The sequence below is a fragment of the Pseudomonas sp. MWU347 genome (genome assembly GCF_017947305.1).
In the GTDB taxonomy this organism is placed as follows: domain Bacteria; phylum Pseudomonadota; class Gammaproteobacteria; order Pseudomonadales; family Pseudomonadaceae; genus Aquipseudomonas; species Aquipseudomonas putida_A.
The window spans coordinates 523907-537334 of record NZ_JAFGZB010000005.1; the positions used below are offsets into that span (position 1 = coordinate 523907).

Consider the following 13428-nt stretch of genomic DNA (forward strand, 5'->3'; position numbering starts at 1 on the left):
CTTATTCCGTCTTCGCGAGCAAGCCCGCTCCCACAGGGGAGGATGGCCGTTCACATATGGATCAAGCCTGCGCCTGACCTTCCGCGAGGAAGAACCAGGTTTCCAGTACGGAATCCGGGTTCAGCGACACGCTTTCGATGCCCTGCTCCATCAGCCACTTGGCCAGATCCGGGTGGTCCGAAGGGCCCTGGCCGCAGATTCCGATGTACTTGCCGGCCTTGTTGCAAGCGGCAATCGCGTTGGCCAACAGCTTCTTGACCGCCGGATTACGCTCGTCGAACAGGTGCGCGATGATCCCGGAGTCACGGTCCAGGCCCAGTGTCAGCTGAGTCAGGTCGTTGGAACCGATCGAGAAACCGTCGAAGAACTCGAGGAATTCTTCAGCCAGGATCGCGTTGGATGGCAGTTCGCACATCATGATCACGCGCAGGCCGTTGTCGCCACGGGCCAGGCCGTTTTCGGCGAGCAGATCGACTACCTGACTGGCTTCGCCGAGGGTACGAACGAACGGCACCATGATTTCGACGTTGGTCAGGCCCATCTCGTTGCGCACGCGTTTCAACGCGCGGCATTCGAGTTCGAAGCAGTCACGGAACGATTCGCTGATGTAACGTGAAGCGCCACGGAAGCCGAGCATCGGGTTTTCTTCTTCCGGCTCGTACAGCTTGCCGCCGATCAGGTTCGCGTATTCGTTGGACTTGAAGTCCGACAGACGCACGATGACCTTCTTCGGCCAGAACGCTGCCGCGAGGGTGCTGATGCCTTCCACCAGTTTTTCGACGTAGAAACCGACCGGATCGTTGTAACCGGCGATGCGCTTGTCGACGCTGTCCTTGATTTCCTGCGGCAGGCCGTCGTAGTTCAACAGCGCTTTCGGGTGGACGCCGATCATGCGGTTGATGATGAATTCCAGACGGGCCAGGCCGACACCGGCGTTCGGCAGCTGCGCGAAATCGAAGGCGCGGTCCGGGTTGCCGACGTTCATCATGATCTTGAACGGCAACTCCGGCATGGCGTCCACGGAGTTCTTCTTGACGTCGAAGCCCAGCTCGCCTTCGAAGATGTAACCGGTGTCGCCTTCGGCGCAGGACACGGTTACGCCCTGGCCATCTTTCAACAGTTGGGTGGCGTTGCCGCAGCCCACGACCGCTGGAATCCCCAGTTCACGGGCGATGATCGCCGCGTGGCAGGTACGGCCGCCACGGTTGGTGACGATGGCGCTGGCGCGCTTCATCACCGGCTCCCAGTCCGGGTCGGTCATGTCGGAGACCAGCACGTCGCCGGCCTGGACTTTGTCCATTTCCGAGACGTCCTTGATGATCCGCACTTTGCCGGCGCCAATGCGCTGGCCGATGGCACGACCTTCCACCAGCACGGTGCCAGTTTCTTTCAACAGGTAACGTTCCATGACGTTGGCCTGGGTGCGGCTTTTCACGGTTTCCGGACGGGCCTGCACGATGTACAGCTTGCCGTCGTCACCGTCTTTGGCCCACTCGATGTCCATCGGGCAGCCGTAGTGCTTCTCGATGATCATCGCCTGCTTGGCCAGCTCGCTGACTTCGGCGTCGGTCAGGCAGAAACGCGCGCGTTCAGCCTTGTCGACATCGACGGTCTTCACCGAACGACCGGCCTTGGCCTCGTCGCCGTAGATCATCTTGATCGCCTTGCTGCCGAGGTTGCGGCGCAGGATCGCCGGGCGACCGGCTTCCAGGGTGCCTTTGTGTACATAGAATTCGTCGGGGTTGACCGCGCCTTGAACAACGGTTTCGCCCAGACCGTAGGCGCCGGTGATGAACACCACGTCACGGAAACCGGATTCGGTATCGAGGGTGAACATCACGCCGGCGGTACCGGTTTCCGAACGCACCATGCGCTGCACGCCAGCCGACAGGGCGACCAGTTTGTGGTCGAAGCCCTGGTGCACGCGGTAGGAAATCGCCCGGTCGTTGAACAGCGAAGCGAACACCTCTTTGGCGGCGCGAATAACGTTTTCCACACCACGGATGTTCAGGAAGGTTTCCTGCTGTCCGGCGAACGAGGCGTCCGGCAAGTCTTCGGCGGTGGCGGAAGAACGCACGGCCACGGCCACGTCAGGGTTACCGGCCGACAGCGCGGCGAACGCGGTGCGGATCTCGGTATTGAGTTTTTCAGGGAATTCGGCGTCCATGATCCATTGACGGATCTGCGCACCGGTCTTGGCCAGTGCATTGACGTCATCGACGTCCAGGGCGTCGAGAGCCTTGTGGATCTGATCGTTGAGGCCGCTCAGTTCGAGAAAGTCGCGATAGGCCTGCGCGGTGGTGGCAAAGCCGCCGGGGACCGACACACCGGCACCCGCCAGGTTGCTGATCATCTCGCCCAGGGATGCGTTCTTGCCCCCCACATGCTCAACATCGTGTTTGCCGAGCTTATCGAGGGAAACTACGTACTCTACCAAGGTGATCTCTCCACTAACTGTGTTGGAAAAGCTCAGAAACCGGCGGCTCGGGGGAGCGTTGGCCGGCTGTATGGCCTGGACCTGGAAAATAAGTGAGAATGCGGGCCAATGGCGGCCGGCAAATCGCGCCTATCATATCCAGAAATACTCTTTAGCTTAAGGCCCAAGGTGCAAATGAAACGATCTGCTTTCTTTATCTCCGATGGCACCGGCATTACCGCCGAAACCCTGGGTCAAAGCCTTCTGGCGCAGTTCGAAAACATTACCTTCACCAAGCTCACGCGGCCGTATATCGACAACGCGGACAAAGCGCGGGCCATGGTACAACAAATCAACAAAGCCGCCGAAACCGACGGCTTCCGTCCGATCATCTTCGACACCATCGTCAATCAGGACATCCGTGAGATTCTCGCAACGTCCAATGGTTTCATGATCGACATTTTCTCGACCTTCCTCGCCCCGCTCGAACAGGAACTGACCGAGCATTCTTCCTACACCGTCGGCAAGTCGCACTCGATCGGCCACAACTCCAATTACATGGAGCGCATCGAGGCGGTGAACTTCGCCCTCGACAACGACGACGGCGCGCGCACCCACTATTACGACAAGGCCGACCTGATACTAGTGGGCGTGTCGCGTTGTGGTAAGACGCCGACGTGTCTGTACATGGCAATGCAATTCGGTATCCGCGCGGCCAACTACCCGCTGACCGAAGACGACATGGAACGCCTGACCCTGCCGACCGCCCTGCGCGCCCATCAGCACAAGCTGTTCGGCCTGACCATCGACCCCGACCGCCTCACCGCGATCCGCAACGAGCGCAAGCCCAACAGCCGCTATTCGAGCTACGCCCAGTGCGAATTCGAAGTGCGCGAAGTGGAAAACCTGTTCCGCCGCGAGAACATCCCGCACATCAACTCCACGCATTTTTCGGTGGAAGAGATTTCGGCGAAGATTCTGGTGGAGAAAGGCGTGGAGCGGCGGTTCAAATAGATTTGTGGCGTCTGTTCCGACGCCTTCGAGCAAGCCCGCGCCCACAGGTTGATCGAGCTCCTCCAGTTGGAATGCGATCGCATGTGAGAGCGGGCTTGCTCGCGAAGAACGATTACACGGTTTCCGTTAATGCCCGCGCCAGAGCCTCGAACCCGCCTAGCAACAACCGGTCATCCCCCACCGCATTGCACACACTCGCTCGAATGAACTGCGGCACCGCCGCATGCCCGACCGCAAAGGCCTCGGCGGTGGCCACCAGGTAGTTGTTTTCCTTCAGCTCCGCAGCAATTTGCGATGCGCGCCACAGCTCCGGCACCTCAATCCAGAAGTGCGGGCTATGCGCATCCGCCTTGTAATTGAGCCCCGCCAACACCGGTGCGACCAGCGCCTTGCGCCGGCCGATTTCGCTGATCTGCTCATCCAGCAAACGCTCGGCCATGCCGTTGTCGATCCAGCGGCTCGCCAACTCCATCGCCAGCGGATTGGCCATCCAGCAGGTGCCGCGAATGGCCGCACTCAGGCGCCCGATCAGCGTTTGCGGTGCATGCAGATAACCGACCCGCAGACCGGCTGAAACGGCCTTGCTCAGACTGCCGATCAACACCGCACGCTCGGCGGCGAAATGGCTCAAAGGCAACGGTCGCTGGCGGGCCAGCACCGCATGCGCGTCGTCTTCGAAAACCAGCAGATTGTGTTGGCGACAGATGTCGGCAATCGCCTCGCGCCGTGGCACCGACATGACTGCCGCCGTCGGGTTCTGAATCGTCGGCGTGCAGTACAGCGCCGAGACGCGATGCTGCCGGCAGACGTCGTCCAGCGCTGCCGGCAGCAGCCCTTCGTCATCCATTGCGACACCGATGAGTTTGATCCCCAACTGGCGCGCGACGCTGATCAGCCCCGGGTAAGTCAGATGCTCGGTAACCAGCGTATCGCCGGCCTTGAGCAGGCCCATCAAGGCGCACAGCAAGCCATGCTGGCCGCCATTGACGCACAACACCTGATCGGCGTGCGGCTGGAACGCGCCATGACTCAACCAACGCGCCCCCGCCTGCCGATGCCGCAGCAAACCGCTTTCGACGGTGTAACCGGTCAACTGCTGCAAGCCGCGCGGATCACTGGCGAGGCTGTGCAGGGTCTGGCTCATGAATGCCGCTTCCTGCCCAGGGATCGGCTGATTGCGGCTCATGTCGAAACAGGCGCGCGGCTCATCGCTGACATTGCGAAAGCCCTTGTCCTGCGGCCGCTCCATCCCGCGCTCACGCACATAAGTGCCATCGCCGACCCGGGCCACCACCAGACCGACCCGCTCCAGTTCGCCATAGGCGCGACTGATGGTGCCAATGGTCACGCCCAGACTATCGGCCAACAGCCGGTGCGGCGGCAATTTCGCTCCCGCCGCAATCACGCCTTCGGCGATGGCCTGCTGCACCGCATCCGCCAGGCGCTTGTACTTTACCCCCACCCCGTTGGCGAGGCCGTCGCGGAGGATTGACACCATGGCAATACTTACTTTGACAGTCATTGTCGCCCCGAATAGCGTGCTGAAAACAGGTTCAATCAGAGATAGCCCTTTTCAACAACCGGGTCAATTCCTTTGCTGCGGAGCACCCAGCATGTCGACTGCCATCAGCGCACCGCTGAACATCAGCAACCCCTGGCTCGCCGGATTGCTCACCAGCACGTTGTTTCTGATCGTCTGCCTGAGCTGGGGCACCACGTGGCTGGGGATCAGGATTGCCGTGGAAAGCGTGCCGCCACTGACCGCCGCGGGCCTGCGCTTTCTGATCGCCTTTCCGCTGTTCCTGAGCTTCGCCGCACTGCGCAGGGAACCGCTGTTGTTCCCGCGACAGAGCCGCTGGTTTTTCGTGTTCGTCACGCTGTCGTACTTCAGCCTGCCGTACTACCTACTCAACTACGGCGAGATGCACGTTTCGTCCGGTCTGACAGCGCTGCTGTTCAGTTGCATGCCGGTGTTTATCCTGATGTTTTCCGCGCTGTTCCTGCGCGAGAAAATCCTCCCCACACAGATGCTCGGTATCGCCATCGGTTTCGCCAGTCTGTTCATGATCATTCGCAGCCAGGGCCTGCATCTGGATCAGGCGGAATGGCTCGGCGTATTGGCGATTCTGTGCGCGGCGATCCTGCATGCGCTGTGTTACGTGGTGACTAAAAAGCACGGCAGCGCGATCAGCGTGATCACCTACAACACCCTGCCGATCGGCATCGCCGGGCTGATGTTATTTATTGTCGGCTTGAACGTGGAAGCACCGGTATTCAAGGACGTGACCGCGCGCTCATGGGGCGCTCTGCTGTACCTCGGACTGGTGGCGTCAGTGGGCGGCTTTATCGTGTATTTCATCCTGCTCAAACGCCTCAGCCCGGTGCTGTTGTCGTTCGTGTTCATCATCTTCCCGGTATTCGCCCTGCTCATCGGCGCCTGGTACGAAGGCACGCCGATCTCGCGGGACCTGATGCTGTACTCGGCAATCCTGCTCGCCGGTTTCGCGATCACCAAGCTACCGCTCAAACGCTGAAAGCCCACGACCCGACGTGAGCACAAGGGCTCACACACCACTCAACTTTGAACATCGGAGGTTCAAATGTCGGTACACACCATGGAAACCCTCAGCCTGTTTAACAGCGAACCCTACCGGCGCGCCTTTGGTGCCCGCGTCATCGCAGTGGTCGATCAGGCCGTCGTGCTGGAACACACCCTTTTCTACCCAACCGGTGGCGGGCAGCCGGGTGACACCGGGCATTTCAGTCTGGTGGATGGTACGCGGATCGAAGTCACCGGGACGGTGCGCGATCCCCTGCTGCCGTCGATCATCTGGCATCAGGTGCAGGAGTGTCCGCCGCAGTTGTGTACCGGCGCATTGGTCAACGCCAGTCTCGACTGGGAGCGGCGCTATCAGCACATGAAGATGCATACCTGCCTGCATCTGCTCGGTGCGCTGATCAATGCGCCAGTCACCGGGTGCAGCATCAGCGCCGACAAGGGCCGACTGGATTTCGATCTGCCGGAAATGACCCTCGACAAGGACAGCATCACCCGCGACCTCAACACGCTGATCGAACAGGCCTGCACGGTCAATACCCTGTCGATGCCGGCCGCCGAGTACCCCGCCTTGCTGGAGAGGACCGGCAGCAAGACGGTCAAGCCGCCCGTCATTCAGGGTGACTTGCGCATGGTCGAGGTCAGCGGCGTCGACATCCAGCCCTGTGGCGGCACCCATGTGCACAACACCCGGGAAATCGGCCGGGTGTATTGCGAAAAAATCGAGAAGAAAAGCCGCAACAATCGCCGGGTAATCCTGCGTTTCGCGTAGGCGGACGGGCATTTACCGGATGAAAGTTTCTTCACTCAAAACAGACACGGTCTTTACGTCTTTGTAACATCTGGAAATATACAATCCGCGCAAGCAGCGCATCCGGTTCCCAAACCGGATGCGCCAGCCCTCCTGGCCTGATGAATTCAGCGGGCCCGCAACATTCACCTCCCACTTGAACCTGAAGAACGAGCATCCGCTCACTCGGTGGGTCGTGCAGACAGAAGCTACGCTCAGACTGCCGCGCCCCCTTGGACACCGCTGGAATCACTGCGTATGAAGAAAGTGTTCCGTCACTACATCCCGGCCACGACCCGGCGCTTGCTGCCCAATCGCTGGGACCTGATCGCCATGCCGCTGGTGATCGGCTTCTTGCTGTTTTTCTCGATCACCGCCCGGGAAACCTGGGCGCCAATCGCCACCTTGCAGAGCGAAGTGATTTCCCTCGATCCGGGCAACCTGCCGGAATACGCCATGCGGACCACCCTGCGCATGCTCGCGGCGATGGTCGCGGCGCTGGTGTTCACCCTGCTTTACGGCACCCTGGCCGCGAAAAGCCGTCGCGCCGAAAAACTGCTGGTGCCGGTGCTGGACATCCTGCAATCGGTGCCGGTGCTGGGCTACATCTCGTTCACCGTGACCTTCTTTTTGCTGATGTTTCCCGGCCGGGTACTCGGGGCGGAATTCGCTGCGATCTTTGCGATTTTCACCAGTCAGGCGTGGAACATGACCTTCAGCTTCTATCAGTCGCTGCGCATGCTGCCGCGGGATCTGGTGGAGGTGTCGACCAACCTGCAACTGTCCGGCTGGCAGAGTTTCTGGAAACTCGACGTGCCTTTCGCCATGCCCGGGCTGGTGTGGAACATGATGATGAGCATGTCCGGCGGCTGGTTCTTCGTGGTGGCGTCGGAAGCAATCACGGTGGGGGACCAGACCATCACCCTGCCGGGTATCGGCTCGTATCTGGCCATGGCCATCGCGCAGAAAGACCTGCACGCGGTAGGTTACGTGATCCTGACGATGATCGTGGTGATCCTGATCTACGACCAGTTCCTGTTCCGCCCGCTGGTGGCCTGGGCCGACAAGTTCCGCATGGAAAACACCGCCTCGCAGACCGCCGCGCCCGAATCCTGGGTACTGAACCTGATCCAGCGCACCCGCTTGATCCAGCGCCTGCTGCGCCCGTTCAGCCGCGCCATCAGCCGGCTGGGCAACATGCGCTTGAACCTGCCGCGCGCGGCGCGCCACACCCTCAGCGCGGACAACCCGAGCAGAGCGAAAATGATCGACTGGATCTGGGGCACATTGATCGCGCTGCTCACGGCTTATGCGCTTTATCACATCGTCCTGTATGTCGGCACAGAAGTGACGCTCGCCGAGGTCGGCCATGTATTGCTGCTGGGGTTCTTCACCTTGCTGCGAGTGGCCGGTCTGATTCTCATTGCTTCGCTGATCTGGGTGCCGCTGGGAGTGATGATCGGCCTGCGTCCGGCGCTGGCGGAAAAGATCCAGCCGCTGGCGCAGTTCCTCGCGGCATTTCCGGCGAACCTGCTGTTCCCGGTATTCGTCATCGTGATCCTGCGCTACCAGTTGAACCCGGACATCTGGCTCAGCCCGCTGATCGTGCTCGGCACGCAGTGGTACATCCTGTTCAACGTGATCGCCGGAGCCAGCGCCTTCCCCAATGACTACAAAGAGGCCGCCGCCAACTTCCGCATTCGCGGCTGGTTGTGGTGGCGCAAGGTCATGCTGCCGGGCATTTTCCCGTACTACGTGACCGGCGCCATTACCGCCTCGGGCGGTGCGTGGAACGCCAGCATCGTTTCCGAATTCGTCTCCTGGGGGCAGGACAAAGTCGTTGCCCACGGTCTCGGGGCCTATATCGCCCAGACCACCGCCGCCGGAGATTTTCCGAAAATCACCCTCGGCGTGGTGGTCATGGCGATCTTTGTCGTGGCCTTCAATCGTCTGGTCTGGCGACCGATGTACGCCGTGGCCGAAAACAAACTGCGCCTGAACTGATGGGACTCGCTGCGATGAATACCTATACCGGACAAACCGCCGCCAGCCCCGAAATCTACTCGCTCAGCGATGTGAACCGGGTGTTTGGCAAGGGCAAGGAAGAACTGCAAGTGCTCAGCGGGGTCGATCTGACCCTGCGCGAAGGCGAGATCGTCGGCATGCTCGGCCGCTCCGGCTCCGGCAAATCCACCTTGCTGCGGATCATTGCCGGCCTGATCGAACCGTCATCGGGCGATGTCCTGTACAACGGCCAGCCGCTGCACGGCCCGGCCGAAGGTGTGGCGATGGTGTTCCAGACCTTCGCCCTGTTCCCGTGGCTGACGGTGCTGGAAAACGTCGAGGCCGGCCTGCAAGCCTTGCAGGTCGAACGCAAGGCTGCGCGTAAACGGGCGCTGGCGGCGATCGACCTGATCGGCCTCGACGGTTTCGAAAACGCCTACCCGCGCGAGTTGTCCGGCGGCATGCGCCAGCGCGTGGGCTTCGCGCGTGCGCTGGTGGTCAACCCGACCCTGTTGCTGATGGACGAACCCTTTTCGGCACTGGACGTACTGACCGCCGAAACCCTGCGCACGGATCTGCTGGACCTGTGGAGCGGCAAGCAACTGCCGATCAAATCGATCCTGATCGTCACCCACAACATCGAAGAAGCGGTGCTGATGTGCGACCGCATTCTGGTGTTGTCGTCCAACCCGGGACGGGTGGTGGCGGAAATCAAAGTGCCGTTCGCCCATCCACGCAACCGCCTGGATCCGGCTTTCCGGCAGATGGTCGACGACATTTACGCGCAGATGACTGACCGGCGCAGCGCCGATGCCAGCGCCGGCAAACCCGAGCTGAAAATGAGCAGTCCGCTGCCTGAGGTCTCGACCAACCTGATGGCCGGTCTGATCGAAACCATCGCCGCCGAACCCTACAACGGCCACGCCGGCCTGCCCACCGTGGCCGAACGGCGTCTGCTGGAAGTCGATGACCTGTTCCCCGTGGCCGAGATGATCGAGCACCTCGGTTTCGCTGAACTCAAAGGCGCCGACATCACCCTGACCGACGCCGGCAAACTGTTCGCCGACTACGGCACCCAGGAGCGCAAAACCCTGTTTGCCGAGCACCTGATTCGCCACGTGCCGCTGGCCGCGCGCATCCGTCAGGTACTACTGGAGCGCAATGGTCACCGCGCGCCACGGGTGCGTTTCGAGCAGGAACTGCAGGACTCGCTGACCGAAGCGTTCGTCGAGAGAACCCTGGAAGTGGTGATCGCCTGGGGTCGTTATGCGGAGATTTTCTCCTACGACGACCACACCGAAACCTTCAGCCTGGAGGATGTCGAGGGCAGCCTGTAGCCCGCGACACCTCTGGCGTTGGCCTAGATCACGAACAGGTCGACGAAGCGATTGACCGGCGTGGCTTCGAGCGCTTGCTGATCCTTGCACAGGGTGAAGATCTCGTTGCTGCGCTGGCCGGTGAAACGCGTCGCCAGGTTGGCCTTGAACTTGTCCTCCAGCAACGGGATGCCATCGGCGCGGCGGCGACGGTGGCCGATCGGGTATTCCACCACCACGTTCTCGGTGCTCGAGCCATCCTTGAAAAACACCTGCACCGCGTTGGCAATCGAGCGCTTGTCGGCCTCCAGATACTCGCGGGTGAAACGCGGGTCTTCGACGATGACCATTTTCTCGCGCAGCACATCGATGATCGGGTGCGCGGCGTGGAAATCGTCCTCGTATTGCTCGGCCAGCAGATTGCCGAATGCCAGCGGCACGGCGGTCATGTACTGGAGGCAGTGGTCGCGGTCGGCGGCGTTGGCCAACGGTCCGACCTTGGAAATGATGCGAATCGCCGACTCATGGGTGGTGATGACGATGCGGTCGATTTCATGCAAGCGGTTGCGCACCAACGGATGCAAGGTCACCGCCGCTTCGCAGGCCGTTTGCGCATGGAATTCAGCGGGGAAGCTGATCTTGAACAGCACGTTTTCCATCACGTAACTGCCGTAGGGCCGCGAGAAACTGAAGGCACGTTTGCCTTCGGGCTTGAGCGCCAGATCGTTATTGGTATGGCTGAACGATACGTCGTAGAAGCCCCACTGCCTGGCCGTCAACACCCCGGGAATACCCATCTCGCCACGCAGGGCAATGTCGGCCAGACGCACTCCGCGGCTGGTCGCATCACCCGCCGCCCAGGATTTACGCGATCCGGCGTTCGGCGCATGGCGATAGGTGCGCAGCGCCTGACCATCGGCGAAGGCATGGGACAACGCCGACAGCAGTTGCTCGCGATTGGCCCCCCTCAGTTTGGCGGTGACGGCGGTCGAAGCGACTTTCACCAGCAGCACGTGGTCTAGGCCGACGCGGTTGAACGAGTTTTCCAGAGCGATCACGCCTTGAATTTCGTGGGCCATGATCATCGCTTCAAGTACATCGCGAATCGTCAGCGGCTTCTCACCATTGGCAACGCGCTTTTGCGACAGGTGATCGGCCACCGCGAGAATTCCGCCGAGGTTGTCCGACGGATGCCCCCACTCGGCGGCGAGCCAGGTGTCGTTGTAGTCGAGCCAGCGCACAATGCAGCCGATGTCCCACGCGGCTTTCACCGGGTCGAGGCGATAGGAAGTGCCCGGCACCCGCGCCCCGAACGGCACGACGGTGCCCTCGACGATGGGGCCAAGGTGCTTGGTGCATTCGGGAAAACGCAACGCCAGCAGGCCACAGCCGAGGGTATCCATCAGGCAGTTGCGGGCGGTGTCGAGGGCTTCGGCAGATTCGACGTTGAAGGTGAGGACGTAATCGGCGATGTCCTGCAGGACACGGTCGTAGTCGGGGCGGTTGTTCTGGTCGACGTTGGCGCTCATTGCGGTTCTCCTGGTGGGGAATGATGAGTGGGGTGGTCTTCCTCAGGGGCTGGTTGGTTTTTTTGTTTAGAGCAGATCGTGGTGTCTGCTTTGTGATGTTTCGTCAGTGGATTGTTTCCCTCACCCTAGCCCTCTCCCGGAGGGAGAGGGAACCGACCGGGTGATATTCAACACATACGTCGACCTGAAAGCACTTCCGTGAATCCGTAATCGCCAAGATGCTTCAGGTCGCAGGACATCCAATTACAACTCGGTCTGCTCCCTCTCCCTCCGGGAGAGGCTAGGGTGATATTCAACACATACGTCGACCTGAAAGCTCTTCCGTGAATCCATAATCGCCAAGATGCTTCAGGTCGCAGGACATCCAATTACAACTCGGTCTGCTCCCTCTCCCTCCGGGAGAGGGCTAGGGTGATATTCAACACATACGTCGACCTGAAAGCTCTCCCGTGAATCCATAATCGCCAAGATGCTTCAGGTCGCAGGACATCCAATTACAACTCGGTCTGCTCCCTCTCCCTCCGGGAGAGGGTTGGGGTGAGGGCATCGATACTGGATCAGAAAGAGTCGCCAGGGATACGGACGAAACCTTCCATGAGGACGCGCGCACTGCGGCTCATGATGGCCTTTTTCACTACCCACTCACCGTTTTCCAGACTGGCCTCGGCGCCTACGCGCAGCGTCCCGGACGGATGGCCGAAGCGCACTGCGTTGCGCTCGACACCGCCCGCCGCGAGATTCACCAAAGTCCCGGAAATCGCCGCCGCCGTGCCGATTGCCACCGCCGCCGTCCCCATCATCGCGTGGTGCAACTTGCCCATCGACAACGCACGCACCAGCAAATCCACATCAGCGGCAGCAATCGCCTTGCCGCTGGACGCGATGTAATCCGCAGGCTTGGCGACAAACGCGACTTTCGGCGTGTGCTGTCGCTTGGCCGCTTCGTCCAGATTGGAAATCAGGCCCATGCGCAATGCACCGTAGGCGCGGATGGTTTCGAACATCTGCAGGGCTTTCGGGTCGCTGTTGATCGCGCTTTGCAGCTCGGTGCCGGTGTAGCCGATGTCTGCGGCGTTGACGAAAATCGTCGGAATCCCGGCGTTGATCATGGTCGCCTGGAACGTGCCGACACCCGGCACTTCCAGCTCGTCGATCAGGTTACCGGTGGGGAACATCGAACCGCCGCCGCCCTCTTCTTCCGCTGCCGGGTCCATGAACTCCAGTTGCACTTCGGCGGCCGGAAAGGTCACGCCGTCGAGTTCGAAATCACCGGTTTCCTGCACTTCGCCGTTGGTGATCGGCACGTGGGCGATGATGGTCTTGCCGATATTGGCCTGCCACACGCGCACCACCGCCACGCCGTTGTGCGGAATGCGGCTGGCCTCCACCAGACCGTTGCTGATGGCGAACGAACCGACCGCTGCCGAGAGATTGCCGCAGTTGCCGCTCCAGTCGACGAACGGCTTGTCGATGGACACCTGACCGAACAGGTAATCGACGTCGTGATCAGCCTTGATGCTTTTCGACAGGATTACGGTTTTGCTGGTGCTCGACGTGGCGCCGCCCATGCCGTCGATCTGCTTGTCGTACGGGTCGGGGCTGCCGATCACCCGCAGCAGCAAAGCATCGCGGGCGGGGCCGGGAACCTGCGCGGCTTCGGGCAGATCCTTGAGGCTGAAGAACACGCCTTTGCTGGTGCCGCCGCGCATGTAGGTGGCGGGGATTTTGATCTGCGGTGCGAAGTTAGCTGCGTGAGCCATGGTGCTCCTTATCCGCAAACGCGGGTCAACCGACCCGCGCTC

Annotated in this window: 9 protein-coding genes; 5 read left to right on the top strand and 4 right to left on the bottom strand. The window is 61.0% G+C overall.

From position 1 onward, the window contains the following. Positions 1-61: 61 nt before the first annotated feature. Positions 62-2437, bottom strand: a complete 2376-nt coding sequence (gene ppsA, locus KCG87_RS14055) for a phosphoenolpyruvate synthase (RefSeq protein WP_096797095.1) — start codon at positions 2435-2437, stop codon at positions 62-64. A gap of 174 nt (positions 2438-2611) precedes the next feature. On the opposite strand from ppsA, the gene KCG87_RS14060 reads away from it, so the two are divergent. Further along, positions 2612-3430, top strand: coding sequence for a pyruvate, water dikinase regulatory protein (locus tag KCG87_RS14060; protein WP_007960912.1), 819 nt, complete (start codon positions 2612-2614; stop codon positions 3428-3430). Between the two features lie 112 nt (positions 3431-3542). On the opposite strand, the gene KCG87_RS14065 is transcribed toward KCG87_RS14060, so the two are convergent. After that, complete coding sequence (locus KCG87_RS14065) at positions 3543-4952, bottom strand: PLP-dependent aminotransferase family protein (protein ID WP_210557453.1); 1410 nt, start codon at positions 4950-4952, stop codon at positions 3543-3545. A 91-nt stretch (positions 4953-5043) separates the two neighbouring features. On the opposite strand from KCG87_RS14065, the gene KCG87_RS14070 reads away from it, so the two are divergent. The 4 genes from KCG87_RS14070 to KCG87_RS14085 all read left to right on the top strand — a co-directional run bounded on the left by KCG87_RS14070 (position 5044) and on the right by KCG87_RS14085 (position 10118). Next, positions 5044-5964 carry an EamA family transporter gene (locus tag KCG87_RS14070; RefSeq protein WP_098967954.1) on the top strand — a complete coding sequence of 307 codons (921 nt, stop codon included), beginning with the start codon at positions 5044-5046 and terminating at the stop codon, positions 5962-5964. A gap of 66 nt (positions 5965-6030) precedes the next feature. Then, complete coding sequence (locus KCG87_RS14075; RefSeq protein ID WP_210557452.1) at positions 6031-6759, top strand: alanyl-tRNA editing protein; 729 nt, start codon at positions 6031-6033, stop codon at positions 6757-6759. Between the two features lie 276 nt (positions 6760-7035). Then, positions 7036-8781 carry an ABC transporter permease subunit gene (locus KCG87_RS14080; protein WP_098967952.1) on the top strand — a complete coding sequence of 582 codons (1746 nt, stop codon included), beginning with the start codon at positions 7036-7038 and terminating at the stop codon, positions 8779-8781. A gap of 14 nt (positions 8782-8795) precedes the next feature. Further along, a complete protein-coding gene (locus KCG87_RS14085) occupies positions 8796-10118 on the top strand; it encodes a nitrate/sulfonate/bicarbonate ABC transporter ATP-binding protein (RefSeq protein WP_134785845.1) in 1323 nt (440 codons plus the stop codon). A gap of 23 nt (positions 10119-10141) precedes the next feature. Here the strand turns inward: KCG87_RS14085 and prpD are convergent, their stop codons facing one another. Together prpD and prpF are read right to left on the bottom strand one after the other, a co-directional pair. Next, positions 10142-11626: a 2-methylcitrate dehydratase gene (gene prpD / locus KCG87_RS14090; protein ID WP_210557450.1), complete on the bottom strand. Its 1485-nt coding sequence runs from the start codon at positions 11624-11626 to the stop codon at positions 10142-10144. A gap of 557 nt (positions 11627-12183) precedes the next feature. After that, positions 12184-13386, bottom strand: a complete 1203-nt coding sequence (prpF, locus tag KCG87_RS14095; RefSeq protein ID WP_210557449.1) for a 2-methylaconitate cis-trans isomerase PrpF — start codon at positions 13384-13386, stop codon at positions 12184-12186. Positions 13387-13428 lie beyond the last annotated feature (42 nt).